The sequence below is a fragment of the Vagococcus carniphilus genome (assembly GCF_014397115.1).
Lineage (GTDB): Bacteria > Bacillota > Bacilli > Lactobacillales > Vagococcaceae > Vagococcus > Vagococcus carniphilus.
The window spans coordinates 1,999,922-2,026,544 of sequence record NZ_CP060720.1 but is presented as its reverse complement, the minus strand read 5'-3'; the positions used below and the strand labels follow the sequence as shown (position 1 = coordinate 2,026,544).

25 protein-coding genes and 1 other RNA gene are annotated in these 26,623 nt (G+C 32.0%); 24 read left to right on the top strand and 2 right to left on the bottom strand.

The window, feature by feature from the left end; all coding sequences use genetic code 11:
- Positions 1-76: 76 nt before the first annotated feature.
- Complete coding sequence (locus tag H9L18_RS10000) at positions 77-781, top strand: DnaD domain protein (RefSeq protein WP_126795231.1); 705 nt, start codon at positions 77-79, stop codon at positions 779-781.
- Positions 782-793: 12 nt separating this feature from the next.
- The gene (gene nth, locus H9L18_RS09995) at positions 794-1,456 is read left to right on the top strand and encodes an endonuclease III (protein ID WP_126795233.1); all 663 of its coding nucleotides are present in this window, start codon (positions 794-796) and stop codon (positions 1,454-1,456) included.
- Between the two features lie 16 nt (positions 1,457-1,472).
- Here nth and H9L18_RS09990 read toward each other — a convergent pair whose 3' ends face one another.
- Positions 1,473-3,743 carry a PBP1A family penicillin-binding protein gene (locus tag H9L18_RS09990; RefSeq protein WP_126795235.1) on the bottom strand — a complete coding sequence of 757 codons (2,271 nt, stop codon included), beginning with the start codon at positions 3,741-3,743 and terminating at the stop codon, positions 1,473-1,475.
- The gene (gene recU / locus H9L18_RS09985; protein ID WP_126795348.1) at positions 3,740-4,360 is read right to left on the bottom strand and encodes a Holliday junction resolvase RecU; all 621 of its coding nucleotides are present in this window, start codon (positions 4,358-4,360) and stop codon (positions 3,740-3,742) included. Before recU ends, H9L18_RS09990 begins: the two co-directional genes overlap by 4 nt.
- Positions 4,361-4,623: 263 nt before the next feature.
- On the opposite strand from recU, the gene gpsB reads away from it, so the two are divergent.
- The 22 genes from gpsB (at position 4,624) to H9L18_RS09875 (ending at position 26,608) form a co-directional block, all read left to right on the top strand.
- Positions 4,624-5,049 carry a cell division regulator GpsB gene (gene gpsB, locus H9L18_RS09980; protein ID WP_126795237.1) on the top strand — a complete coding sequence of 142 codons (426 nt, stop codon included), beginning with the start codon at positions 4,624-4,626 and terminating at the stop codon, positions 5,047-5,049.
- Between the two features lie 23 nt (positions 5,050-5,072).
- Positions 5,073-5,443, top strand: an RNA gene (gene rnpB, locus H9L18_RS09975) — RNase P RNA component class B.
- An 80-nt stretch (positions 5,444-5,523) separates the two neighbouring features.
- Entirely contained in the window at positions 5,524-6,681 is a 1,158-nt protein-coding gene (locus H9L18_RS09970) for a THUMP domain-containing class I SAM-dependent RNA methyltransferase (RefSeq protein WP_126795239.1), read from the top strand.
- Between the two features lies 1 nt (position 6,682).
- Complete coding sequence (locus H9L18_RS09965) at positions 6,683-8,185, top strand: carboxypeptidase M32 (protein ID WP_126795241.1); 1,503 nt, start codon at positions 6,683-6,685, stop codon at positions 8,183-8,185.
- A 157-nt stretch (positions 8,186-8,342) separates the two neighbouring features.
- The gene (locus tag H9L18_RS09960; protein ID WP_126795243.1) at positions 8,343-9,203 is read left to right on the top strand and encodes an ROK family protein; all 861 of its coding nucleotides are present in this window, start codon (positions 8,343-8,345) and stop codon (positions 9,201-9,203) included.
- Between the two features lie 143 nt (positions 9,204-9,346).
- Positions 9,347-9,694, top strand: a complete 348-nt coding sequence (locus H9L18_RS09955) for a bacterial Ig-like domain-containing protein (RefSeq protein ID WP_126795245.1) — start codon at positions 9,347-9,349, stop codon at positions 9,692-9,694.
- On the top strand, positions 9,661-10,437 hold the full coding sequence (locus H9L18_RS09950) for a bacterial Ig-like domain-containing protein (RefSeq protein WP_126795247.1): 777 nt from the start codon (positions 9,661-9,663) through the stop codon (positions 10,435-10,437). The genes H9L18_RS09955 and H9L18_RS09950 overlap by 34 nt, the downstream gene beginning before the upstream one ends.
- A gap of 244 nt (positions 10,438-10,681) precedes the next feature.
- On the top strand, positions 10,682-12,934 hold the full coding sequence (locus tag H9L18_RS09945) for a bacterial Ig-like domain-containing protein (protein WP_126795249.1): 2,253 nt from the start codon (positions 10,682-10,684) through the stop codon (positions 12,932-12,934).
- A 202-nt stretch (positions 12,935-13,136) separates the two neighbouring features.
- Entirely contained in the window at positions 13,137-14,471 is a 1,335-nt protein-coding gene (locus H9L18_RS09940) for a TrkH family potassium uptake protein (protein WP_126795251.1), read from the top strand.
- Between the two features lie 160 nt (positions 14,472-14,631).
- Positions 14,632-15,522 carry a fructose bisphosphate aldolase gene (locus tag H9L18_RS09935; protein WP_260590292.1) on the top strand — a complete coding sequence of 297 codons (891 nt, stop codon included), beginning with the start codon at positions 14,632-14,634 and terminating at the stop codon, positions 15,520-15,522.
- A 190-nt stretch (positions 15,523-15,712) separates the two neighbouring features.
- On the top strand, positions 15,713-16,408 hold the full coding sequence (locus H9L18_RS09930) for a GntR family transcriptional regulator (protein ID WP_126795253.1): 696 nt from the start codon (positions 15,713-15,715) through the stop codon (positions 16,406-16,408).
- 73 nt (positions 16,409-16,481) lie between these two features.
- Positions 16,482-17,768, top strand: a complete 1,287-nt coding sequence (locus H9L18_RS09925; protein WP_126795255.1) for a PTS sugar transporter subunit IIC — start codon at positions 16,482-16,484, stop codon at positions 17,766-17,768.
- 147 nt (positions 17,769-17,915) lie between these two features.
- On the top strand, positions 17,916-18,089 hold the full coding sequence (locus H9L18_RS09920; RefSeq protein ID WP_185847509.1) for a hypothetical protein: 174 nt from the start codon (positions 17,916-17,918) through the stop codon (positions 18,087-18,089).
- Entirely contained in the window at positions 18,082-19,167 is a 1,086-nt protein-coding gene (locus H9L18_RS09915) for a DUF871 domain-containing protein (RefSeq protein ID WP_126795257.1), read from the top strand. Before H9L18_RS09920 ends, H9L18_RS09915 begins: the two co-directional genes overlap by 8 nt.
- A 14-nt stretch (positions 19,168-19,181) precedes the next feature.
- Positions 19,182-20,303 (top strand): amidohydrolase/deacetylase family metallohydrolase, encoded by a 1,122-nt coding sequence (locus H9L18_RS09910; protein WP_126795259.1) that lies wholly within the window; start codon positions 19,182-19,184, stop codon positions 20,301-20,303.
- The gene (locus H9L18_RS09905) at positions 20,290-21,393 is read left to right on the top strand and encodes a DgaE family pyridoxal phosphate-dependent ammonia lyase (protein ID WP_126795261.1); all 1,104 of its coding nucleotides are present in this window, start codon (positions 20,290-20,292) and stop codon (positions 21,391-21,393) included. Before H9L18_RS09910 ends, H9L18_RS09905 begins: the two co-directional genes overlap by 14 nt.
- A gap of 2 nt (positions 21,394-21,395) precedes the next feature.
- Positions 21,396-22,139 (top strand): 2-dehydro-3-deoxy-phosphogluconate aldolase, encoded by a 744-nt coding sequence (gene dagF / locus H9L18_RS09900; protein WP_126795262.1) that lies wholly within the window; start codon positions 21,396-21,398, stop codon positions 22,137-22,139.
- 8 nt (positions 22,140-22,147) lie between these two features.
- The gene (locus tag H9L18_RS09895) at positions 22,148-23,134 is read left to right on the top strand and encodes a sugar kinase (protein WP_126795263.1); all 987 of its coding nucleotides are present in this window, start codon (positions 22,148-22,150) and stop codon (positions 23,132-23,134) included.
- Between the two features lie 110 nt (positions 23,135-23,244).
- Positions 23,245-23,925 carry an NAD(P)H-dependent oxidoreductase gene (locus tag H9L18_RS09890; RefSeq protein WP_185847510.1) on the top strand — a complete coding sequence of 227 codons (681 nt, stop codon included), beginning with the start codon at positions 23,245-23,247 and terminating at the stop codon, positions 23,923-23,925.
- 237 nt (positions 23,926-24,162) lie between these two features.
- A complete protein-coding gene (locus H9L18_RS09885; RefSeq protein WP_126795266.1) occupies positions 24,163-24,738 on the top strand; it encodes a hypothetical protein in 576 nt (191 codons plus the stop codon).
- A 239-nt stretch (positions 24,739-24,977) separates the two neighbouring features.
- Positions 24,978-25,850, top strand: a complete 873-nt coding sequence (locus H9L18_RS09880; RefSeq protein WP_126795269.1) for an ATP-binding cassette domain-containing protein — start codon at positions 24,978-24,980, stop codon at positions 25,848-25,850.
- 2 nt (positions 25,851-25,852) lie between these two features.
- Positions 25,853-26,608, top strand: a complete 756-nt coding sequence (locus tag H9L18_RS09875) for a hypothetical protein (protein WP_126795271.1) — start codon at positions 25,853-25,855, stop codon at positions 26,606-26,608.
- Positions 26,609-26,623: the final 15 nt, after the last annotated feature.

Here is a 26,623-nt window from a genome sequence, read left to right as displayed (position 1 = left end):
TTTTTTTGTTGTAAAATAACTGAGCTTTCTTTTCTTTAAAATTTTGATATACTTAACAAGAAAGTGAGTGACGAAGATGTTAACATTAAAAGAATTTTTAAAAGCTGATACAACAACTGTATCCAACTTGTTACTTCAGTATTATCAAAAAATAGGGATGTCTAATGACGAATTTATCCTTTTTTTGCATCTTCTACGTTTTGAACAGGAGGGAAATTCATTTCCTGAGTTAGGTGTTTTAGAAGAAACAACAGGGATGTCAATAGATCACATCATTCAAGTGCTTCAATCTTCAGTAGATAAAGGATTTATCTCGATTGAGACTCAGATAAACTCCTCAGGACAATCAGAAGACAGATATGATTTAACTCTTTTTTACGACCGATTGGGTCATTATTTAGAGCAACTTGAAAAGAAACAGTTGGAAGTATCAAGTGAGAAGAAAGTAACTAATCTATATCAAACTTTTGAAGTAGAATTTGGAAGACCTTTATCACCTATTGAATTTGAAACGATTCAAAGTTGGTTAACTGTTGACCATTATGGAACTGAATTAATTGAACTTGCTTTAAGAGAAGCCGTGTTAAATCAAGCCTATAGCTTAAAATATATTGACCGAATATTACTTGCATGGGAAAGAAAAAATTTAAGAACAAAACAAGATGTTCAAGTCGATCAGAAAAAAAGAACAAATCAAATTGAATCAAAAGCCAAAAATGAGGAAGAAGAAAAACTGCCATTTATCCCTCTTCATAATTGGCTAAATCCAAATGAAAAATAAGAAGGTGAGAGTTTGTTATCAGGAAAAAAAACAGTAGAAGCACTTGATAGAATGGAAGTTATGTACCCGGATGCTAGAGGTGAGCTTGATTATGAAACGCCTTTTCAATATTTAATTGCAGTCATATTGAGTGCGCAAGCAACCGATGTTTCTGTTAATAAGGCAACACCTGTATTATTTAAAGCATACCCAACAGCTGAGAAATTAGCAGCAGCCCCTCTTGAAAGTGTTATGGAAAAAATAAAAACAATTGGTTTGTACCGTACAAAAGCTAAAAACATAATAAAAGCTTCTCAAATGCTTATTGATGATTTTGAAGGTGAAGTACCTAAAACAATTAAAGAAATGATGAAGCTACCAGGTGTTGGTCAAAAAACAGCAAACGTTGTTGCTGGAGACCTTTTTGGTGTACCTGCTATTGCCGTAGATACTCATTTAGATAGAGTTTCAAAACGCTTGAGAATATGTAAGCAATCTGCAACAGTAACAGAAGTAGAAGCTGCTCTTATGAAGAAAATACCTAAAGAGAGATGGATTCAGGCGCATCATACGATGATTCTTTTTGGAAGGTACCACTGTACAGCAAGAAAACCTAAATGTCCTGACTGTCCATTACTTGATTTATGTGCTGAGGGACAACAAATAATGAAAAAAAAAATAGATTTGACCAAATAGGTCAAATCTATTTTTTTTATTTAGATGAAGGAGTGGAGCCACCATCATTACCACCGTTATTGCCGTCTGGTTTGTCTCCACCACCGTTATTGCCACCACTATCGCCACCATTATTACCGCCATTATCGCCACCGTCATTACCACCGTTGTTACCACCATTATCCGAACTACTTGTTGGAGGTGGAGGAGGAGGTGTTGATGATGAAGGTGTAGGCGTTGGATCTGGTTTAGTTTCTGAAGGTTTTGAAGGTTCAGGAGCAGCAGAACTAACAGGTGGAGCAACATTACTTTGAGACGTTTGTGAACTGTAACTGTTATAGGTTTGCCCACCTTGGTTACCTACATGATCTTTAACATAGACTTGATTGCCTATACGGACAACGTCATCTGGTTGTTTCCAATCTGTAATTTCAAGGTTTTGATATAAAAAGGTCATATAATTACGGTAAATATCCATCGCAATTTGTTGATCTTGAACAGGGATGGCATTGTAATACTTGTCATATCCTGTCCAAACAGCAAATGAATATTTCGGAGTATATCCAACAAATGAGATATCAGGACTTCCATCACCAATCACATTAGGTAAGGCATCATCTGAATAGTTAGACGTACCTGTTTTACCAGCTTGAATTAATTGAGGAACTTGAGCATTGACACCTGTACCACGTGAAATGACATCTTTAAGCATATCAGTAACGATATAGGCAGTAGACTCTTTCATTGCACGACTACCTTTAGATTCAATTTTTTCTTCAGTACCATCTTCATAAACAATTTTGCTAACGTAAGATGGTTCATAATAAACACCGCCATTAGCAAAAGCTGCATAAGCAGAAGCTAATTTTTCAGTAGAACCTTGCATTGAAATCGCAGTTGATTCATAAACATCATTTTTAAATCCAAGTTTATGGATAAAATCTTTTGCTTTATCATCTCCAACTTCTTTTTGAGCTTTTAAAGCAGGTATGTTTCTTGAATCAACTAGAGATTCTCTCATCGTCAAACCACCACGATAAGCACGGTCATAATTGTAAACAGATGTGCCATCTGCATATTTATATGGCTCATCCACAAATATTTCTCCAGAACCATAGTTTAAGTCTTCGATGGCAGGTCCATATGCTACTAAAGGTTTAGATGTTGAACCGATATCACGTTCGTTTTCAACAGCTCTATTTAAGCCAAGTTGTGATTTCTCTTTTGATTTTCTTCCTCCAACTTGAGCCTTAACTGAACCAGATTTAACATCAACTAAGGTTCCAGCTGCTTGGAATTCATCATCAGGGAAGTTAATGGAAGAATTTTCATTATTCATTAAGTTATATAAATAAGTTTGAGCTTCTAAATCAATATTTGTGTGAACTTCTAATCCGTCCGTATAAATATTCTTTTTGGTTTTCTTTTGAACCTCTTTAATAACTTCTTTAACATAGTTATCAGTGACAACTTGCATAGTTGAATCTTCTTTTAATGGAATAAGCCCTTCGTCAACAGGTTCGGCAACGGCAGCTTTGTAATCTTTTTCAGATATTTTTTTATCTTTATACATTTCGTTTAGAACTAAGTCTCGTCTTTTTTTAGCATTGTCTTTATTTGTATACGGATCGTAGTTATTAGGTGCTTGAGGAATTCCTGCAAGAAGGGCATACTGAGCAAGTGAAAGATCTTTAAAATCTTTACCATAATAAGTTTCAGCAGCCGTCTTCATCCCGTAAACACCGTTTGACATATAAACGCGATTAATATAATAAGTTAAGATTTCATCTTTTGATTTTTTCTTTTCTAATTCTACTGAAAGCCAAGCTTCTTGAGCTTTTCTTTTTAAAGTTTGGTCTTCTTTTTTGTGAGAATAGTAAGAAAGTTTAATCAGCTGTTGGGTTAGTGTACTTCCCCCTTGAGTGCTATTTCCTTTAAAGTTTGAAATAGCAGCACCAGCGATACGAATTGGATCAACACCAACGTGTTTTTCAAAACGTTTATCTTCAATAGAAATAACCGCATTTTTTAAGGTTGGTGGAATTTCATTGGGCTGAATAATTTCTCTGTTCTTTTCACCTAAGGTTAAGAACACAGCTCCTTTTGAATCAAGTAAAGTAGAAGAACGTGTATCTTCTAGCTTAGTAAAATCTAACTTTGGTGCATCTTTTACATAATAGAAAAAGGTCGCACTTCCGATAATTAAGGGAATACAAATTAAAGAAAGTAAAACAATACAAGTAATTAAAATCGCTTTTCCTTTACTCCGTTTCCTTTTTGGGGGTTGCCCATTGGTTTCTCTTCTCATTTAAAATTGTCTCCTTCTCCAAAATATCGATCTAATGTTTCAAGATATGGAATTCTGGGTGAAAATCCTGGGATAATTTCAGATCCTCTTTCTTCAATAACAGTTAGAGGAATTGATTTTCTTCCATTATTATTTTGTTTACTCCAAAATTCGATAACTAAACTAGCAGGAACTAGAAAGTATCGTCTAATGGATGAAAAGCTCATCAAAACAAAAACAATGCCCTCTTGAACTAAACATTTTTCCATGTGAACAATTTGGTGTTCGTGGAAGTTTGTCAAGGGAAAAGAAGTCTTATTTTTTGTTTCCTTTGCTTCAAAATCAATATATTTACCTTTATAGACACCATTGTAGTCTGTTGTGGAAGCCTCTTTAAAATAAGCTTCTTTAATAACTGCGGCACTTCTCTTAGGATAATCAACGTTAACAATTTGTACAGGTGTCGGTTTTTTATGAATGACTGCAATGCCTCTATCTAGGTAGTATTGATTTGTTTGGTTAATCTCTGCTTCAAATGACATCCCTCTATTTGCAAAATTGATAGGTTTTTTAGTGCTAACTTTTTTTGAATGGGATGTTAGAAGGTGAGAGCTCCCTTTAGGATATTTTATAGTCAGATATATCACACTCCTAGTCCGTATTATATCAAATCTTTAATTACATTGAAAAGGAAATAAACGAAAACTTGGTCTTATATTGCATTTATTTAAAGAATTTTATTTTTTTTTAATAAAATAGTTGTGTTATAATGCAAAAATCTTTATAGTATATGTGGATGGGACAACTTTCAGTTTGATTTATGGTGAATAATTAGATACAATTAGAACATTATGAAATGTGGGTTTCACTGTATAGAGTAATTAAAAATGAGGTGTATTAATTGGCTAAATTAGTGTATTCGGCTAGAGATATTTTACAAAAAGAGTTTAAAACTAAAGTTAGAGGCTACGATCCAATTGAAGTAGATGAATTTTTAGACAATGTTATTAAGGACTACGAAGCGTATAATCAAGAATTATTAGCATTGAAAGAAGAAAATCATCGTTTAGTCAATAAAGTAGATCAATTAACGCAAAATCAAGCAACATTATCAAGAATGAAACAAGACGCACCAAAAACAACTGCTGTGACAAATTTTGATATTTTAAAACGTCTATCAAATTTAGAAAAACATGTATTTGGCAGTAAATTAGAAGAGTCACCAGCATCAGCTAATATTTCTGAAAATGCCAAAAACACATTAAATAATGCAGCTCAAAAAGTGTTAGAGGATAATGAAGATTTAGATGCAACAAGAAGATTTTAATAATTGTTAACAATTTGTCTGTAGTTTTCGGATAATCGCAGTCACTTTTTAGTGGTTGAGGAAAGTCCATGCTCGCACAAACTGAGATGTTTGTAGTGTTCGTGCTTAATGAAACAATAAGTTAAGGTACTTTTCTAACGAAGAGTAACGGCAGAAAAAACAGCTAAGGTGTAAACTATGCTGGAGTATTCTTGAAAGTGCCACAGTGACGAAGTAATTTTAGAAATAAAATTAGTGGAACGGGTAAACCCCTCGAGCGAGCAACCCAAACTTATGGTAGGGGCACCTTTCTCAGGTAAATGAACTTAGAGAAGGGACAGAGTATTCTGTAGACAGATGATTATCGTTACTATTTTGTCCTGACAAATAGTAATACAGAACATGGCTTACAGAAAACTACAGCTTCAGGATTGCCTTCCCTTTTTTGTGGAAGGCTTTTTTTATAGATAAATACAATATAAAGGACGATATAATATGAAGGAATTTAAATTAGTTGCTACAGCAGCTAGTGGAATAGAAGCCTTAGTCGGAAAAGAATTAAGAAATCTAGGAATTGATTGTGATGTTGAAAATGGTAAGGCTATTTTTCACGGGGATATTGAAACAATCGCCAAAACAAATCTTTGGCTAAGAACAGCAGATAGAGTAAAAATTGTTGTAGCGGAATTTGAAGCTAAAACATTTGAAGAGCTATTTGAAAAAACTAAAGCTATTAAATGGGAAGATCTACTTCCAATGGATGCTGAATTTCCAGTATCTGGTAAATCGATTAAATCAACACTTTTTAGTGTGTCAGATTGCCAAGCAATTACTAAAAAAGCAATTGTAAATCGTTTGAGTGAGTATTATTCACGTTATGGACGTTTACCTGAGTCAGGAGCAAAATTCCCGATAGAGGTTGCTTTACTTAAAGACAAAGTAACTATTACTCTTGATACAACAGGACCAAGTTTGTTTAAACGAGGCTATCGTTTAGAAAAAGGTGGGGCTCCATTAAAAGAAAATATGGCTGCTGCTATCATTGAATTGACAACTTGGAGAAAAGACCGCCCATTCTATGATCCTGTTTGTGGTTCTGGAACATTTTGTATCGAAGCGGCACTAATTGGAAGAAACATGGCTCCTGGATTTAACCGAGACTTTATGTTTGAAGCGTGGCCTTGGGTGGATAAATCAATTGTCGATAAAGTTCGAAATGAGGCTGAAGAACAAGTTGATTACGAAACTGAACTGGATATTTTAGGGACGGATATTGATCCTAGAATGATTGAAATTGCTAAAAGAAATGCTGAAGAAATTGGCTTAGGTGATGACATTACGTTTAAACAAATGAACCTAAGTGATTTTACGACGGATAAAGAATATGGTGTGATTGTGGCTAACCCTCCTTACGGTGAACGTTTAGGGGAAGAGGATAAGGTTCAAGCACTTTATAAGATTATGGGTAAAGTGTACAAGCCATTAGATACTTGGAGTAAATATATTTTAACAAGTGATTTAACTTTTGAAAATCACTACGGTAGTAAAGCGACTAAAAAAAGAAAATTATATAATGGAGCGCTACGTACTGACTTATTCCAATATTGGGGTAAACGTCCTCCAAGAAAACCAAGAGAAGAAAGTGTGAACTAATATGACAAAAGAACAAGAGTTTTTAGCTTATCTAAAAGAAATTGCTTTATTAAATGAGGCTGTTGGTTTATCTGAATGGGATAGTCAAACTGGAATGCCAGAATTGGGAGCTAATTACCGAGCTGAAATGTCTAGTTATTTATCAGGTATGGCTTTTGATAAATCAACAAACGAAACAATGGCTGGCTTCATGACTTATTTTGAGAATCACCCAGAAGAATTATCTGATTTTGGCAAACAAGTTTATGAAAAAGCAAAAGAAGAGTATGATTTAAATAATAAAATTCCAGTGGATCGTTTTCAAGAATATATGAAGTTAACATCAAACGCTCATAGTATTTGGGTGAAGGCTAGAGAAGCAAAAGATTATCAGTTATTTAAAGAAACATTAGAATCAATTATTAAAATGAATAAAGAGTTTATTCCGTTGTGGAAAAAGAATGAGGCAACTAACTACGATGTCTTACTTAATCAATATGAACCAGGTATGACAACTGAAATACTTGATAAAGTATTTGATCAAGTAAAAGAAGGTATCATGTCAATTCGTAAAGAAATTGCAGAAAAAGGTCAAGAACCTAGAACTGATTTCATTCATGCTGCTATTCCAACGAGTGTTCAAAAAAAATTTGTTACGACGGTTATTAAAAAATTGGGATATGATTTTTCTAAAGGCAGATTAGATGACACGGTTCATCCGTTCATGCTTAATTTAAATCGTCATGATGCAAGAATTACAACTCGTTGGGTTGAGAATGATTTTACAGTAGCAACATTTGGAACAATACATGAAGCAGGGCATGGTATGTATGAACAAAATGTTGATGTAAAATATGACTATACACCTTTAGCAGGTGGAACATCTATGGGAATTCATGAATCTCAATCATTATTTAATGAAATTATTGTGGGTGGAAGTCAAGCTTTCTGGAATAAACAATTCCCATTATTGAAATCTTTAACTGGTGATACGTTTGAAGGAATCGATAACCAAACATTTTACAATGGGTTAAAAGAAACTAAATCAAGTTTAATTCGTATTGAAGCTGATTCTTTAACATACCCGTTACATATTATTATCCGTTATGAAATTGAAAAAATGATCTTTAATCAAGAAATTGAATTAGAAGATCTTCCTACTATTTGGAATGATAAATATGAAGAGTATCTTGGAATAAGACCTGAAAATGATTTAGAAGGAATTTTACAAGATGTTCATTGGGCAGGTGGAAGCTTTGGCTATTTCCCTTCATATGCTTTAGGTTACATGTATGCAGCACAACTACATCATGCGATGAATCAAGAAATTAATGTGGAAGAAATTTTAGGATCTGATGATTATTCACCAATTAGAGAATGGTTAACTAAAAATATTCATCAATATGGTAGCTCAAGAAAGCCAAATCAATTGATTATGGATGCTACAGGCGAAGCATTGAATCCAGTTTATTTACTTGATTATATGAAAAAACTTTATTTTAATGTATATGGAATTAACGAATAAATTAAAAAAGAGAGATAAGGTAAAATATTTTATGTTTTGCCTTATTTTTTTGTCTATTTTTTTAACTAGTTTGTGTCAATTTTAAAGATGAATCTAGTTTAGATAGGATATTTATGCTAAACTGTGCCTGAAAAAAGAACGAATAGGAGAGAATAAAATGATATTAGGTGCAATTGAAGCAGGAGGTACAAAATTTGTTTGTGCCATTAGTGATGAAGCGTTAAAAATAAAAGAACGAATCAGTATACCAACTACTACTCCAGAAGAAACGTTGGCCGCTGTGTTTAATTTTTTTGACACTTATCAAGTTGATGCTATTGGGATTGGTTCTTTTGGACCGATAGATGTCAATCCACTATCTAGTACATATGGTTATATCACTTCTACACCCAAACCAGGATGGAAAAATTTCCCGTTTTTAGAAAAAATGAAGGAACGCTATGATATTCCTTTTGCTTGGACAACGGACGTAAATGCTGCGGCATATGGGGAAATAAAAAAAGGAGCAGCTGTTGGAAAAAACAGTTGTATTTATATTACTGTAGGAACAGGTATCGGTGCAGGAATTGTGGTAGACTCTAAAGTAATTCACGGATTTGGCCATCCTGAAGCAGGTCACATTTTAGTGAAAAGAGATGAAAGAGACTCTTATGAAGGTACTTGTCCTTACCATAAAGATTGTTTAGAAGGGGTTGCAGCAGGCCCAGCAATTGGAAATCGATTTGGGATAAAAGCTCAAGAATTACCAAAAGATCATGTGGCATGGGAAATTGAGGCTTACTATTTAGCTCAGGCATTGGTTAATTACACTTTAGTGTTGTCTCCAGAAAAAATAATTTTTGGAGGAGGAGTTATGAAGCAAACTCAACTGTTCCCTCTTATTTATAAAGAGTTTACAAAACTAATGAATGGTTATGTGTCAACACCTGAATTAGAAGAATACATTGTTCCGTGCGCCTTAGGAGATAATGCAGGAATTACAGGATGCTTATTATTAGCAAAGGAATCTCTTGTTTAGGTTCTATTTAACTTAGAATATATCAAGTTCATCTATACCAATTTCACTATTATTTGTAAAATGTTTGTAAAAAACAACAGTGCTTTTTAAATACATGTTATGATTGAACTGTAGAAAAACAAATAATGAAAGGGTGAATCAAGATGAAAAAGTTTAAAACGTTCATTGTTGTCGCATTACTATTTTTTGTTATTTCACCGGTGATTTCATTTGCAGGATCACCTAACAAACAAGCTACTCACGGTGGAAAAGAGGTAAAGACTTCCAGTTTAAATGTGAAAAGTGAAAAAGTAGTTGCAAGTAAAGAGACTAAGGATTCAGAAGCTGATGTAATCCCCGCTGAGTTAAATGTAGTAGATAGTTCTTTATCGATAGGTGATAAATGGGACGCAAAGAATAACTTTGTTTCAGTTGTAATGTCAAATGGAGCGAATTATTCATGGGATGATGCAGCAAAATGTCATGGGAAGATGTGTCAAAAGAAACTATAGTAACAGGAGAAGTAAACACAAAAAAAGTTGGCACATATAAAGTAACATATAGTTATAGAAGTTTTGAAAAAGTAGCGACTATCACAGTTGCAGAGGATGTAATACCAAAAGATATGATTATTAATAATTCAACAATAGTTGTTGGATCTAAATGGGAAGCAAAAAATAACTTTGATTCAGTTATTATGTCTGATGGAACAAAATATTCATGGGAAGATGTATCAAAAGAGATGATTGTGACAGGAGAAGTTAATACAAATAAAGTTGGTGTATATGAAGTAACTTACGACTATAGAAGCTTTTCAAAAGTTGCAAAAGTAACTGTTGAAGATGTTAAAGCAAAAGAAATTGTTACAAAAGATTCCACTATTTCTTTAGGTTCTAAATGGAGTGCTACAGATAACTTTGTTCATATTTTATTGAATAATAACAATAAATTATCATGGACAGATGTTGAAAAGGAAATTGTAGTGACAGGAGAAGTTGATACAAATAAAGCAGGAGTTTATAAAGTAACATATGACTGTCGTGGTTTAACAAAAGTAGCTACAATAACTGTAAAAGACTCAGGAAAACCAACACAAACTCAGTCAAATATCAACAAACCAACTGTTAATAAACCAGTGAAACCTCTTCCTCAAACTGGTGAATCAACTAATCCGTTTATATATATTGCAGGAATCTTACTTATTATGGGAACATTTTTAGCTATATCCTTTAAATTAAAAAAAGAAAATTATTAAGGGGAGTTATCTGTAGAAAATAACGTTAAGCCAGGAGATAAAATCTCCTGGCTTTTGTTCTAAGAACTTAATATATTTATGATTAAGTAAGCAAAAAAATATAAAATTTTTTAGATTTTATTTCTTTATAAATCTATACCAATTTAATATTTAATAAACTTATTTCACAGATTGGTTAGTTATTTATTAAAATACATGTTATTATATAATTGTATATAAAAATAGAATTGAAAGGGTGAATAGAATGAAAAAGATTAGAATGTTTATTGTTGCGACGTTATTATGTTCTTTGAGTACCCCACTTATTTCATTAGCTGAGACAACACAGGCTAAACCAAAACAAGAAATAGGACAAAATTCGAAAGCAACATTGAAAGTAAAGAATAGTAAGATTAGTTTAAATAGTAAATGGGTTCCTGAAAATAATTTTGAAGCTGCTACAGATGAAAGTGGAAAGAAACTTAGTTGGAATGATGTAAATAAATCGATTGTTGTTAGTGGTAAAGTCGATACAACTAAAATTGGTACATATAAAATAACATATAAACTTAATAAAATGAATAAAACAGCAACTGTTGAGGTATTTGATGACAATAAACCTATTAAAAAAGCTGAGACCAAAAAAAATAGAGATCAATCATCAGAAGTTTTACCAACTGCCTTAAATTTAAAAAATACAGTGTTAAAAACAGGTCAAACGTGGAACCCTGAATCTAATTTTGATTCAGTAGTTATGTCTGATGGAAGTAAACTATTGTGGTCTGATATTTCCAAAGAAGTAATCGTAACAGGCTCAGTGGATACAACCAAAGCAGGCACTTACAAAGTAACCTATAACTTTAGAGATTTTACCAAAGTGGCAACAGTGACGGTTGAAGCAGATGTTACAGCTAAAGATGTAGTAGTAAAAGATTCAAAAATAGATGTAGGTTCTAAGTGGGATGCCAAAGATAATTTTGAATATGTTTTAATGAGTGATGGAAGTAAACTATTGTGGTCTGATATTTCCAAAGAAGTAATTGTAACAGGATCAGTGGATACAGCCAAAGCAGGCACCTACAAAGTAACCTATAACTTTAGAGATTTTACCAAAGTAGCAACAGTGACGGTTGAAGCAAATGTTACAGCTAAAGATGTAGTAGTAAAAGATTCAAAAATAGATGTAGGCTCTAAGTGGGATGCCAAAGATAATTTTGAATATGTTTTAATGAGTGATGGAAGTAAGTTATCCTGGTCTGATGTTTCAAAAGAGATAGAGGTAACAGGTTCAGTCGATACGAAAAAAGCAGGTACCTATAAAGTGACTTATAATTATAGAGATATAAAAAAAGTAGCAACAATAATAGTTGAAGCAAATGTTACAGCTAAAGATATAGTAGTAAAAGATTCAAAAATAGATGTAGGCTCTAAGTGGGATGCCAAAGATAATTTTGAATATGTTTTAATGAGTGATGGAAGTAAGTTATCCTGGTCTGATGTTTCAAAAGAGATAGAGGTAACAGGTTCAGTCGATACGAAAAAAGCAGGTACCTATAAAGTGACTTATAATTATAGAGATATAAAAAAAGTAGCAACAATAATAGTTGAAGCAAATGTTACAGCTAAAGATGTAGTAGTAAAAGATTCAAAAATAGATGTAGGCTCTAAGTGGGATGCTAAAGATAATTTCGAATATGTTTTGATGAGTAATGGAAGTAAATTATCCTGGTCTGATGTTTCAAAAGAGATAGAGGTAACAGGTTCAGTCGATACGAAAAAAGCAGGTACCTATAAAGTAACTTATACTTACAGAGACATTAAAAAAGTAGCAACTGTTACGGTTAAAAAACAAAATGAAGTGACAGCAAAAAAATTAGTTGTTAGAGATACTAAGATATTTGTAGATTCAAAATGGAATGTTAAAGATAATTTTAATTATGTTTTAATGAGTGATGGAAGTAAATTATTGTGGAAAGATGTTGAAAGAGAAATAACTGTTGATGGTAAGGTTAATACGCAAAAGGCGGGTACTTATAAGATAACATACAAATTTAGAGGATTAACTAATGTAGCAAAAATTACGGTAGAAGAAGTTAAAGCTAAATCTCTTATTCTTAAAGATACCACGCTGGTTGTAGGTTCAAAATGGAATGCTAAAGATAATTTTGAGTATGTATTAATGAACAATGGAACTAAATTATCTTGGACTGATGTAGAAAAAGAAATACTTATTTTTGGTGAAGTTAATACTCAAAAAGCAGGTACATACAAAGTAACCTATGAATGTAGAGATTTAAAAAAAGTAGCAACTATTACAGTAAAACAATCTGGAAAACCAGTTTCAGGAACATCTGTTGGTAATAAACCAACTGCTAGTAAGCCAGTAACAACGAAACCAGTTAAACCTTTACCACAAACTAGCGAAACTAATAATTCTGAGTTACTGATTATTGGAATTTTAATGATTTCAGGAGTTTTCATATTAGTTTCTTTTAAGTTGAGAAAAGAAACTAACTAAGAAATTTAATAATTAAAATGAAAATCACAAAAATTGAAATATTTTTGTGATTTTTATTTTTTTGTTCAGATCATCAATAATGAAGAGAATGTATCAAACTTTTGTATCATTATACGAACAAATACTTCTCTTTAATTATAGTTGAACTAATCTCTAAGGAAGGGTAAAATGAATCAGATACTAAAATATTTGAGGGAAAAAAATGATTAAAAAAAATTTTAAAATGAGTAATGTACAATTCATTGCGTTTATGTTTTTGTTCATAATTTTTATAGGTTCTTTTTTACTATGGCTACCTATTATGCATCAACCAGGACAAAGTCTGGCATATATTGATTCGCTTTTTGTAGCTACATCAGCAGTTTGTGTGACAGGGTTAACACCGATAAATATTTCAGAAGTATTTAATCCGTTAGGGCAATCAGTTATGCTAATTCTAATTGAATTAGGTGGTCTTGGTTTTATGTCTGTTGCTTTGATTTTAGCTTTAATGTTTAAAAAAAGACTATCTTTTCAGTCACGCTTATTGATGAAAGATATGTTGAATTTAGATAGCCATGGCGGAGTTGTTAAGTTATTGAAATTCGTTGTCCGTTTTTCTTTTATTATTCAGTTTATTGGTATGGTATTATTGAGCACTCAATTTATTCCTGAATATGGTGTTAAGCGTGGAGTATTCTTCAGTATTTTTCATTCTGTCTCAGCTTTTTGTAATGCTGGTTTTGACTTGTTTGGAGATAGTTTGATTGGTTACAGAGGAAATAATTTCGTTTTAGTTGTAATAGCACTTTTGATTTTATCTGGTGGATTTGGTTTTATTGTTTGGTATGACTTAATTCATTTTAAAAAGAATAGAAAGATATCATTGCACACAAAAATTGCTTTATCTGTTTCAACTTTTTTAGTCTTTTTTGGAACAATAATCTTCTTCTTTACAGACACAGGTGGAGCTACTGACTTGAGCAATAAATTATCTAATAGCTTCTTTTTAAGCGTCACACCAAGAACAGCAGGATTTGCTTCGTTAGACTATGGTTCAATGAGCTATGCAGGAATTCTATTAACAATTGTTTTAATGTTTATAGGTGGAACTTCAGGCTCAACAGCTGGTGGTGTTAAGACAACAACTATCGGGGTTTTAATTGTTCAACTAATTAGTTTATTAAAGGGAAGAGAATCTGCTGAAGGATTTGGACGAACCATCCCTTTAAAAACAGTTTTAAAAGGATTTATGTTTGTCTTCTTTTCAAGTTTAATTTGCTTTGTCAGTTCATTAGTTTTAGCAATGACAGAGGCTATACCGTATCAATCAGGTATTGAATATGTTTTATTTGAAGTTGTTTCAGCATTTGCCACTGTTGGATTAACAATGGGCTTAACACCTAATCTAACTGTATTTGGTAAATTACTGATTATGTCATTAATGTTTATTGGAAGAGTTGGACTTTATACTGTTATTTTTGCTTTAATCAGAAAAGAAATAAGTTCACAAGGTCATAAATTTAATTATCCGAAAGAAAATGTTTTAGTAGGATAACGATCCAAGTATTTAAGAGGATATCTATTTTAGATGCCCTCTTTTTATTACAGAAAAATAAGTTAAAAATTAAGAAAATTTCATGAAAAAGTTGTTTTCTTAAAATAAAGAATGTTTTATAATATAATGAAACTATCAAGATATGAGGGAGAGAAAAAATATGATAGATGAAAAAAGATTAAAAATCATGTCAGATAAACCAGGGTTCATTGCTGCGTTAGATCAAAGTGGCGGAAGTACTCCAACTGTGTTAAGAGATTACGGCATACCAGATGACACTTATCATACGGATGAAGAGATGTTTAATTTAGCTCATGATATGAGATACCGAATTATAGCAAGTCCAGATTTTTCTTCTGATTACATCTTAGCGGCCATTTTGTTTGAAGACACAATGAAAAGAACGATTGAAGGAATCAATACGTGTGAATACTTATGGGATAAAAAAGGAATCATTCCATTTTTAAAAATTGATCAAGGGCTTGATGTTCTTAAAAGTGGCGCTCAAATGATGAAACCAATTGAAAATTTAAATGAGTTATTAGAAGAAGCTAAGAAATATAATGTTTTCGGAACTAAAATGCGTTCTCTTATTCTAAGTGCGAATCCAGTTGGTATTAAAGATGTTGTGGAGCAACAATTTGAATTAGCTACTACTATTTTTAATCAAGGATTTATTCCTATTATTGAACCTGAGATTGATATTAATAGTCCTGAAAAAGGTAAAGCAGAAATTATTTTGAAAGAAGAATTGTTAACTAGTTTAAATAATTTAGATTCTAACGTTAAAGTTATTTTGAAATTAAGCTTGCCTAAAATACCTAATTTTTACGAAGAATTGATCGACCATCCAAATGTTGTTCGATTAGCAGCACTTTCAGGTGGCTTCAATAAAGCAGAAGCAGACAAAAAATTAAGCGAGAATAAAGGAATGATTGCTAGTTTCTCAAGAGCGCTTGAAGAAGGTTTAGCTTATCAAGAAACGGACATGGAATTTGATTTTGCTTTGAAAGAAAGTATAAATTCTATTTATAAAGCATCTATTAAATAAATGATTAAAAAGACTAAGAAGTTAATTCTTAGTCTTTTTTTATTGAAACATAAGTAAAGTAGCTAATTTTATGGTAAAATAAAAAAACAATAATGTGTTATTTTTAAGTAAATAATGCAAAAAAGAATTAACCATGATAAACTAAACTAAATAGTTTGAAAAGTGGTTAACGAAGGGGTGAATTACTTGTATGAAAAATAAAAAGATTTTATACCAAGAAGTTTCGGATTCAATCAAAAAAGATGTTATAGAAGGAAAATACCCGATAAACTCTTATATACCGACTGAAAATGAATTAGAAGAAATGTACAATGTGAGTAAGATAACTGTTAGAAAAGCAATTCAAATACTTTGTAATGAAGGATATTTAGTTAAACAAAGTGGAAAAGGAACAGAGGTCATTAGTAATAGACCATTTAATATCTTATCTAAAGCTAGTTCATTCACAACTATTTTAGAAAAAAGTGGTAAACAAGTTGAAAAAAAAGTTCTAGCTGCAGTTGAAACGGATCTTTACTCGGAAGAAAATTTTAAACATGACCGAATAGTTGAAATATCTAGAATGTTTAATATTAGTCATGAACCGGCTATTTTGTTTAGACATTACATTTCAGTTCCAAAACATACAGATCTAACGATTGTTGAGCAAAAGAATTTTTCGTTGTATACGTTTATGGCATCTGTAGGAACGCAAATTTCGTATATTGATGATGAGTTTTCTGCTGAAGTCGTTTCAGAGGAAATTAAACAAATGTTAAAACTCACTAAAGACTTTGCTTTAAAGAGAATCAGAAAATCCTATGATAAAAACAATTTTTTAGTTGAATACACAATTGCTTACTACGATACGGTAAAACAAGCATATGTAATCGATTACGAAGTTTAAGAAGAAATTAACAAATTCTTCTTTACTTATAAAAGTTATAACGTTATAATCTTTTATGAAAGGGGATTTATAAATGAATAATTTAGTTAATTTTTTAGAAGAAAAAGTTTCACCTGTAGCCGGTAAAATTGGTTCACAAAGGCATATGGTTGCAATTCGAAAAGGGATTATTGCTACATTACCATTAACAATTGTGGGTTCGTTTTTTACGATTCTATTAAACATTCCGATTGATTCAGTTGCTGAAAAGATGGCACCGTTTTTACCAGTCTTAGATATTCCATTTAGATTTACTGTAGGAATTTTGGCGCTATATGCAACGTTTGGTATAGCCTATTCTTTAGCTCAGAGTTATAAATTAGACGCATTGACGAGTGGGATGTTGGCAACTATGGCCTTTATTATCACGTCCGTTAGTCCTGTTAGAGTAATGGACGATGTTGATGGCGTTATCACAGCAGGGCGTTGGTTGAATATTGCTCAATTAAGCTCTTCATCTTTATTTGGTTCAATTGTAACAGCCATTATTTCAGTTGAGATTTACCGCTTTATGAAGGAAAAAGATTTCACCGTTAAAATGCCTGAAGGTGTTCCTCCTGAAGTAGCAAATTCATTCATCGCACTTTTTCCAGCTGCTGTGATTATTCTATTTTTCTGGGGAGTTAAATATTTACTTCATTTTGATATTAATAATTTTTTAAGTAATTTATTAATGCCAATGAAAGATGTTTTAGCAGGAAATAGTTTGTTTGGTGGTTTACTAACAGTGTTTCTGATTACATTCTTCTGGGTTTTAGGAATTCATGGGCCAGCAATTATGGGACCAGTTATTCGTCCGTTCTGGGATATTTCAATTGCTGAAAATGCTGATGCATTTGCTAATGGAGTAGCTGCTAGTAATTTACCAAATATCTTTACAGAACAATTTTTACAATGGTTTGTTTGGATTGGTGGAGCTGGTGGAACCTTAGCTTTAGTTGTTCTATTCCTAACGTCAAAATCAGCTTACCTGAAAAGTTTAGGTAAGTTATCCTTTTTACCAGGACTTTTTAATATTAATGAACCAATTATTTTTGGGGCTCCAATTGTTATGAACCCAATTTTAGGTATCCCATTTATTCTAGCACCTTTAGTCACAACAACTCTCTCGTATTTTCTAACCATTACAGATGTTGTTCCAATGATGGCGCTTCGTCTACCATTTTCAATGATTTCACCAATCGCTGCATGGATGAGTACTGACTGGAGTTTAATGGCAGGGGCATTAGTTATTGTTAATTTCTTTATTACCTTAGCTATTTACTATCCATTCTTTAAAGTGTTTGAAAAACAACAACTTGAAAGAGAGATGAATCAATAAAATTTAGGAGGTGAAGGAGGTAAGTATCCATTACTTACCTTTTAAATAATGACATATTTAGTTGCTTTGATAGCTTTTGGTACATTTTTTATAACTCATTTATTTTTAGAAAAAAAGAAAGTTCCTAAATGGATAATGGCTTATTCCTTGTTAAAAATTATTATGATTAGTATCTTAGCTATCGGAGTAAGCTTGATAGGTGCCATTTTAACAAAAGTTTTATTGCTTCCTGTTATTGTAACAATCTTTTTTTCATCCATTATTTCTTTTAAATACCGTCAAAAATTTGAACAATTAGAAAGAGGGCAAGAACATGTTTAGACGTTTAGGTGTTTCCATTTACCCAGACCATAGTGACTTTCAAGAAGATGTTAATTATTTAGAGAAGTGTGAAAAATTGGGTTTTGAAAGAATATTTATGTCGATGCTTGAAGTTTCTGAAGGAAAAGAAGTAGTTTTTAAAAAGTTTCATCGTATTATTACTGAAGCTAAAAAACGACATTTTGAAGTGATTTTAGATATCGCACCAGCTATTTTTGATCAGCTAGACATTTCTTATGATGATTTGAGTTTCTTTCATGAGTTAGGTGCTGATGGGTTACGTTTAGATTTAGGGTTTGATGGAAATAAAGAAGCTCTTCTATCTTATAATCCGTTTGGGTTAATTATCGAATTAAATATGAGTAATGATGTAGCCTATTTGAATAATATTTTAACTTATGAGGCAAACAAACCATTCATCTACGGCTGTCATAATTTTTATCCTCAAGATGGGAGTGCGTTACCTCTTGAATTCTTTAATAGTTGCTCTAACCGTTTTAAGAAAGAGGGAATTCGGACAGCTGCGTTTATAACTTCTCAGTCTGCAGATTATGGCCCTTGGGATATTAATGATGGCTTACCAACTTTAGAAATGCATCGTTATCTTCCGGTAGATGTTCAAGCTAAGCATCTCTTTGCAACAGGGCTTATAGATGATGTGATTATTGGAAATGCTTATGCAACAGATGAAGAACTTGTTGCACTTTCTCAAGTGAATCGTTATCAAGTTTCATTTAATATTTCATTGGTTGATTCAATTAATGAAGTAGAAAAAAGAAATGTATTAGATAACCAACATGTAAGAAGAGGGGATATTACCTCTCGAATGATTCGCTCAACGGAAGTTAGAAAAAAATATAAAGAAACAAATACTAAACATGACCATACACAAACCTTTTATAGAGGTGATGTTGTTATTGGGAATGAATTATTTGGAAAATATCAAAATGAATTACAAATTGTTTTAGAAGAGCATGCTGACGAACGTAAAAACTTAGTTGGAAAAATTAATCCAGATGAATTGGTTTTACTAGATTATATAAAACCATGGAGTAAATTTACGTTTCATGATTTATAAGGAGGTAACCAATTGTGCTTGATTTAAAGATAATAAATGGAATGAGCGTTAAAGGAGAACCTATTGAAATAGGCATCAAAGATCAAAAAATTGTAGAAGTTGCCCCTTTAGTTGATGGTGAGGCTTTAAACGTAATTGATGCCCTCAATCAATATGTTTCATATGGGTGGATAGATTCTCATGTTCATTGTTATGAAAAAATGAATTTGTATTATGATTTTCCTGATGAAATAGGTGTAAAAAAAGGTGTGACAACAGTTATTGATGCTGGTTCAACTGGAGAAGATAACATAAAAGATTTCTACTTGCTAGCTAAGGAAGCAAAAACCAATGTTTTAGCTTTAATGAATATTTCAAAGTACGGAATTATTGAACAAGATGAATTAGCTGACTTGAGTAAAATAAATGAAGTAAAAAACAAAGAACGTATTGAAGAGTTGTCAGATTTTATTATTGGTATTAAGGCTAGAATGAGTAAAACAGTTGTTGGTAACAATAATGTTATTCCACTTGAAATGGCTAAAACATTACAAAGTCAGTTTGATAGATTGCCTTTAATGGTTCATATAGGATCTGCTCCGCCTAAATTAGAGGATGTTCTATCATTATTAGAATCAGGAGATATTGTCACTCATTGTTACAACGGAAAGTTAAATGGTATTTTAAACGAAGAAGGTAATGTTAAAGAATTTGTTCGAGAAGCTTATCAAAGAGGCATTGTTTTTGATGTAGGGCATGGAACGGATAGTTTTAATTTTAATGTTGCCAAAGAAGCCATTAAAGAAGGTCTGTTGTGTCATACGATTAGTACAGATATTTATCATAGAAACCGTGAAAATGGCCCAGTTTTCGATTTTACGACGACGTTAGAAAAAATGCTAGCAATGGGATTTAGTTTAGAAGCAACTATTGAAATGGTAACTAAAAATCCAGCGAATACTTTTCACTTATCTTCAAAAGGTGAGTTAGCTGTAGGCATGGATGCTGATATTACTATTTTTACTCTTAATGAACAAGAAAAAAAACTAACGGATTCAAATGGTAATGAGCTATTGATACAAAAATGTATTACTCCTACTAAGTGTGTTGTCAGTGGGAATGTTTACGAGATAGGAGATTCTTATGTCGATTTATAAAAAATTTAATCTAAAAAAAGTTATCAATGCCAGTGGTAAGATGACAATTTTAGGTGTTTCTAAAGTTAGAAAATCTGTTTTTGAAGCTCAAAAATCCGGAGGAGAAACCTTCTTTGAGATGAGTGATTTACTAGAAAAGTCTGGTGATTATCTTGGTAAGTTATTAGAAACAGAATCGGGAACGATTACTTCTTCAGCCAGTGCAGGAATTGCTTTATCAATTGCTGCGTTGATTGGTGAGGGTGATGACTATCATCTTTATCATCCTTATACAACTCGAATTAGTAAACGAGAAGTTATTATTCCTAAAGGCCATAATGTTAATTACGGAACTGGTGTCGAGGTGATGATCGAACAAGGTGGAGGTAAAGTAGTAGAAGCTGGGTTTGCTAATGAATGTAGTCAAAAACAAATCGAAATGGAAATAACAGATAATACAGCTGCTCTTCTTTACATAAAGAGTCATCACACGGTTCAAAAAAGTATGTTGAGTATTGAAGAGATGGTTCAAATTTCTAAAAAACATCAGATACCTTTGATTATTGATGCTGCAGCCGAAGAAGATTTATTTACCTATACAAAACAAGGAGCAGATTTAGTTATTTACAGTGGTGCTAAGGCAATTGAAGGTCCTTCATCTGGTTTTGTCATAGGAAAGAAAAAGTATATTCGATGGATTCAATTGCAAAATAAAGGATTAGGACGTTCCATGAAAATTGGAAAGGATAATATTCTTGGTTTAATGGCAGCAATTGAAAGTTTTTTAGAAGAAGGTTCAGAGTCTGGCGAAGCAATGAAAGAAAGATTAATGCCTTTTATTGATTCTTTGAACCAAATTGACGGTATTTCAGCTGAAATAGTTCAGGACCCTGCTGGTAGAGATATTTACCGAGCTCAAGTGAAAATTCAACACCCTGATAAGACAACTATGGATATAACTCAGGAATTAAAACAAGGAAATGTTGCGATTTATACCCGGGATTATCAAGCCAATAATGGAAAATTAGAATTTGATATTCGACAAGTATCGACAACAGAAATGAATGAAATAGTCAACCAATTAAAAATATTATTAACGGAGGAAGATTAACCATGAAAAAAACACCCAATTTTTATCAAGATAGAATTTGTTTAAATGTCCTTGCTAACTCAGTAGAAAATGCAGTGGCATGTTATGAAGCAGCTGAAAAGCATATTGTTTTAGGTGTCTTATCTAAAAATTATGATAGTGATGAAGCAGCAATTGAGGATATGAAAAAGTATCAACAAGCAACAGATAATGCACTTTCTGTAGGATTAGGAGCAGGAGACCCTAATCAAAGTGATATGGTCATTCGTTTATCTGAGGTATTACAACCACAACATGTGAATCAAGTTTTTACGGGTGTAGGTGGAAGCCGATCAACATTAAAACAAGATGAAACGTTTGTTAATGGTTTGATTTCTCCAACTGGGAAAGTCGGAGTTGTTAATATTGCAACGGGTCCCTTAAGTTCTCAAGGTGAATCAGGAGAAGTTTCGATTGATACTGCAATCAATATGTTAAAAGATATGGGAGGTTCTTCTATTAAATTCTTTTCAATGAATGGATTAGAGCATATTGAAGAGTACCGTGAAGTAGCTAAAAAATGTGCTGAGCATGATTTTGCACTAGAACCAACTGGGGGAATTGATTTAGAGAACTTTGAAGAAATCGTCCAAATTGCAGTTGACGCTGGAGTTAAGAAAATCATACCTCATATTTATAGTTCAATTATTGATTCAGAATCAGGAGATACAAGAGCTGATGATGTTAAAGTATTGTATAATACAGTTAAGAAAATTTTAGATAAGTAGGGATTAGAATGAAGGTACTAGCTATTGGAGAAGTTATGATGCGCTTGACACCACCATCTCATAAAATGATTGAACAAACAGATACACTAGATTTATCCTTTTCAGGAACAGGATTAAACATTTTGAGTGGTTTGTCTCGAAATAATGTTAAAACAAGTCTTTTAACAGGACTGCCAGACAATTCAGTTGGAAAAGCAGCGACTGTTTTCACTCGAAAATTAGGAGTGGATACAGAATGGGTTTGTCATCAAGGTAATCACATTGGCACTTATTTTTTGGAGTTAGGCTTTGGTAATAGACCATCCCAAGTAACATATTTAAACCGAGAAGCTAGTTCGTTTTGTTCTGAAGTTATTCCTGATAATAAAATAGAAGCTGCTGTTGAGAGTCATGATATCATTCACATTTGTGGAATTGCTTTAAGTACCTCTCTGGTTTCTCGTCAACTTATTTTAAGAGCTGTTGAACTTGCTTTTGAAAAAGGAAAGAAAATTATTTTTGATTTTAATTACCGTCCAAGTTTAAATACACGTGTTGACCATGAACAATTATTTTCTGATTATCTTTATATTTTGGAACGTTCTCACCTTGTTTTTGGTAGTCCTAGAGATTTAGCACATTTTTATCAAACTGATTCCATGACAGAAGAAGCATTGATTGAAAAATTATTAACTGATTTTAAAGAGATTGAATGGTTCACAGGGACAACACGTACAGAAAATCAAGGTTTATCAGGTTGGTTGGTAACTAATAATGGCGAACGTGTTGTAAGTCCAATCCATTCGATTACAGTTTTTGATCGTATTGGAACAGGAGATGCGTATGCTTCTGGTATTATATTAGGATACTTAAGAGGTTGGTCGCTTCAAGAGACTGTTGATTTTGCTACTTGTGCAGCTGATCTAGCACATACAACCTTTGGAGATAGTCCTATTTTAGATGAATCTTTTATTAAACGTTTTATGACTAATCCAGAAGCCCAAGTTTTTAGATAAAGCATAAGCAATCATTTTCTAGAAAGAAGAGAATGATTGCTTTTTTTAGTGCTTAACTTTGTAATTTTTTTAAAAATATTGTTATGATGTATCAGAATGGAGTGAATAATGTGAAAAAAACTTTGGTCATAATTGCCCATCCAGAAGTTGCAGATTCTCAATTACAACAATTTCTTTTGGAAAGCAGTCAATCTTTAGAAGAGGTGGAGATACATTATTTAATAGAGGGTCAGTTCGACATAAAAGAGGAACAAAATAAATTAAAGAAATTTGACCGAATTATCTTTCAATTTCCAATGTATTGGTATAGTGCTCCTTTTATTTTAAAAAAGTGGATTGATGAAGTGATAGATTATACTTTTTCTAAAACAGAACTGAGACATAAAGAATTAGGGTTAGTTGTAAGTTTAGGTGTTGATGAAGCAAACTTTGCTTCTGGTAAACCAGAAAATTTTACATTATCAGAAATATTCAGACCATTTGAAGCTCTAGCGAATAAATGTCAAATGATATTTCTACCAATCTTTTCAATTTCACTGTTTTCATATATGACTGAAATAGAAAAAAAGAGATTACTTATAGAATATCAACAATATTTGACTAAAAAAAACAATGTTAATTTTGAGACAAAAGAAAATTGGTTTGTTAGTAGAGGTAAATCTATTTCAAAAACTTATGAGGATACTAAGCAAGAGAATTTAGAACAAATTATATCAATAATAGAAAATAATAGAGAAGAAATAGAAGATCTGCGCCTTTTGATAGATGAGATGAGGAGTGATGAGCCATAGAAAAAGATTGGTTAATAGAAAAAATTGATAAATTAGAAGAGACAGCTAATTCCTACCAAGAAAAAGCTTTTTTTCAAGAGTTAAAAAAAGTAGTCACTGAACAATATAAACGAATACATCAAGCAAAAGAAGAATTGGATGGTAGTCTTTGGAGTCCTAAAAAATGGTGAAAACACTTTATTAAAGATAATTTTATAGTATACTAGGTGAAAAGACATTGAAATATTAGGTGATAGAATGAAGAAAAAATGGGTTCTGCTATTATTAATACCTCTTTTGGTTTTAGTAGGATGTGGGAAGAAAGAAAAAAAACAAGAAGTAACTAATAGTTCTGAAAAAGGTATGGTTATTAAGGATGAAGGGAAAAAAAGAAGCGATATTATCAATAATATTTTAGTTGGAAAATCTAAAATAAGTTTTAATAATGCACCTTACGACAAGATGTCTGATGGGAAGTTTACTCAAAGTGAGTTATGGGGAACTTTTCAAAATAAATCAGATAACAAGACAAGTATTCAAATTAATGCTGCTGATAGTCTACAGAAGATTTATGGGGATATTAATGGGTATGAATTAAAAGGCGTTAAATGGGATGTAGAAGACCCTGTGCAGTATCTTGGTGTTATGGAAGAAGCTCTTCAATATTCCAAAGACAAAAAAGCTCTTATGTATAAAGCAAGAACTGGTGATATTATTTTTTCTGTTACGATGTTCTCTAAAAATAAATTAACAGATAAAAATGAATTAGAGCTAAAACGATTGGCAAAAGGAATCAAGGTTGAGTATGTTGAAGGCCAAATCGGAGCAAATTAGTATATATTTTTTTAGAGATTGATCGCTAGAGTGGTTGATCTCTTTTTTTATAAAAAATATTTTATAAAAAAGAAAATGAAATAATCATTATAACCACTTATTTTTCATTTAACCTTATTTTGTTTCTGTTTTGTTGCCAAATGTTAAAGGTTTGATATGTGGTCGTAACATTTGTATAATATCATAGGTTAGTAGTTTGCTATCATTGGGAATGATAGGTAAGAAAGGAAAATAAAATTATGGCAATAGAAATTAGGGGAATGTCAAAAACGGCAGATAATCTTCTAGTGTTAAATGATATTGATTTAGCATTTAAAGAAAAAACGATATATGGTTTACTAGGACAAAATGATTCTGGTAAAACAACGTTGATGCGTTTAATCGCACACTTAAGGTTTCCAACCGAAGGATATATTGAAGTGGATGAATTAGATATTGAGGAACATTCTGATGTTTTAAAAAATGTTTATTTTCAAACTCACGATAATATTTACCCAAAGAGAGCAAAATTAAAACAAATTGTTAAATGGATGGGGTTATTTTACCCTAATTTCCAAATGGATATTTGTTCTTCTCTATTAGAAAAATATCATTTAAATGAAAATGAATTTTTTAATAAGTTACCACTAAAGAAAAAAACACTTTTTAGAAGTTGTTTAGCCTTTAGTAATGACGTGGATTACTTGCTACTAGATGAGCCAGCATTTTCATTAGATGCTTATCATAGAAATGCTTTATATCATGACATGTTAGCAAGTTATGAACGTTATCCTAAAACGATTATACTGTCAACTCATGCAATTGATGAAATTGAAGAGTTAATTGAAAGAGTTGTTATTTTAGAAGACGGTCAGGTTTTAATTGATGATGAAGTTGAAGCTCTTGTTAACCGAGCATACTCCGTTAAAGGGGATGAACGTGATGTCAGAGAGTTTCTTCAACAAAAGACTATTCTAGGTCAAGAATACCGTAAAGGTAAGATTAAAGCTTACGTACAACTTGATGAAACAGAGATGGAACTTAATGAAAATCTAGAATTAAAACCATTAAACTTACAGGAATTATTTATTCAACTGACACGTGATGTTTATGGTGAAAGAGAGGGAGAATAGAAATGAATAAGAGTGCAATTATTCGAACTCAATTAATTCAACAACTGAAGTACATAGGATTATTTATGATTTTTTATGTGTTTTTCTTAGGAGCAGCTGTTGGTATTGAAAACTATACTACTTTAGAAAGATCTTTTGACGGAATAAGTTATTTGTTTATGATATTTCTAATTGTTATAGCTTGGGTGAGTTTTCTAACTAATATAACTTTATATAGTTACCATTCATTTAATAGAAAAACAATTTTTAATCGAACAGTTATCGTTCAATTAATTGTTAGCTTACTTTCAAGTCTTTTAATAGAAGCTCATAATTTTTTAGTAACTAAAATACCATTCTTCTCATTTATCGAACCAGACGATAGTGTTCGAGTAGTCTATGCGAATCAGCTGACTTCAAATGTGGGATTACAGTATGTTATTTCAATTTTATTTATGACATTAGTCATTTTTGGAGTTCTTTTATTAGCAGATTTAGTTCTAGTGCTAACTTACGCGATAAAACGTAGAAATTTATTGATTATTCTATTCGTTTTATTTGCCTTAGTTGTAGGAGTGCTATTAAGTATTCCATATTGGTCTAAAGGGATGTTGAGTTTAATGATTAAGGTTCTTGGCTTCTTAACAGGAACAGGTCAATCATTGGTACCAAGTATTGTTGTACCGAGTGTGTTAGTATTATTAGTAGGCCTTTTATCTTATTTCTTAGGATTAAGAAAGGTTAAAAAATTAGAAGTTCATAAAAATGTGTTTATCTAATTTTTAATAAAGCAT

Bases quoted from the DNA above. Each gene is read 5' to 3' on its own strand.
- H9L18_RS09925 (WP_126795255.1), top strand. From the start codon at position 16,482: ATGAATAATTTAGTTAATTTTTTAGAAGAAAAAGTTTCACCTGTAGCC.
- H9L18_RS10000 (WP_126795231.1), top strand. From the start codon at position 77: ATGTTAACATTAAAAGAATTTTTAAAAGCTGATACAACAACTGTATCC.
- H9L18_RS09915 (WP_126795257.1), top strand. From the start codon at position 18,082: ATGTTTAGACGTTTAGGTGTTTCCATTTACCCAGACCATAGTGACTTT.
- H9L18_RS09960 (WP_126795243.1), top strand. From the start codon at position 8,343: ATGATATTAGGTGCAATTGAAGCAGGAGGTACAAAATTTGTTTGTGCC.
- H9L18_RS09990 (WP_126795235.1), bottom strand. From the start codon at position 3,743: ATGAGAAGAGAAACCAATGGGCAACCCCCAAAAAGGAAACGGAGTAAA.
- H9L18_RS09875 (WP_126795271.1), top strand. From the start codon at position 25,853: ATGAATAAGAGTGCAATTATTCGAACTCAATTAATTCAACAACTGAAG.
- H9L18_RS09905 (WP_126795261.1), top strand. From the start codon at position 20,290: ATGTCGATTTATAAAAAATTTAATCTAAAAAAAGTTATCAATGCCAGT.
- H9L18_RS09940 (WP_126795251.1), top strand. From the start codon at position 13,137: ATGATTAAAAAAAATTTTAAAATGAGTAATGTACAATTCATTGCGTTT.
- H9L18_RS09895 (WP_126795263.1), top strand. From the start codon at position 22,148: ATGAAGGTACTAGCTATTGGAGAAGTTATGATGCGCTTGACACCACCA.
- H9L18_RS09930 (WP_126795253.1), top strand. From the start codon at position 15,713: ATGAAAAATAAAAAGATTTTATACCAAGAAGTTTCGGATTCAATCAAA.
- H9L18_RS09965 (WP_126795241.1), top strand. From the start codon at position 6,683: ATGACAAAAGAACAAGAGTTTTTAGCTTATCTAAAAGAAATTGCTTTA.
- H9L18_RS09955 (WP_126795245.1), top strand. From the start codon at position 9,347: ATGAAAAAGTTTAAAACGTTCATTGTTGTCGCATTACTATTTTTTGTT.
- H9L18_RS09950 (WP_126795247.1), top strand. From the start codon at position 9,661: ATGTCATGGGAAGATGTGTCAAAAGAAACTATAGTAACAGGAGAAGTA.
- H9L18_RS09880 (WP_126795269.1), top strand. From the start codon at position 24,978: ATGGCAATAGAAATTAGGGGAATGTCAAAAACGGCAGATAATCTTCTA.
- H9L18_RS09945 (WP_126795249.1), top strand. From the start codon at position 10,682: ATGAAAAAGATTAGAATGTTTATTGTTGCGACGTTATTATGTTCTTTG.
- H9L18_RS09885 (WP_126795266.1), top strand. From the start codon at position 24,163: ATGAAGAAAAAATGGGTTCTGCTATTATTAATACCTCTTTTGGTTTTA.
- dagF (WP_126795262.1), top strand. From the start codon at position 21,396: ATGAAAAAAACACCCAATTTTTATCAAGATAGAATTTGTTTAAATGTC.
- H9L18_RS09935 (WP_260590292.1), top strand. From the start codon at position 14,632: ATGATAGATGAAAAAAGATTAAAAATCATGTCAGATAAACCAGGGTTC.
- H9L18_RS09970 (WP_126795239.1), top strand. From the start codon at position 5,524: ATGAAGGAATTTAAATTAGTTGCTACAGCAGCTAGTGGAATAGAAGCC.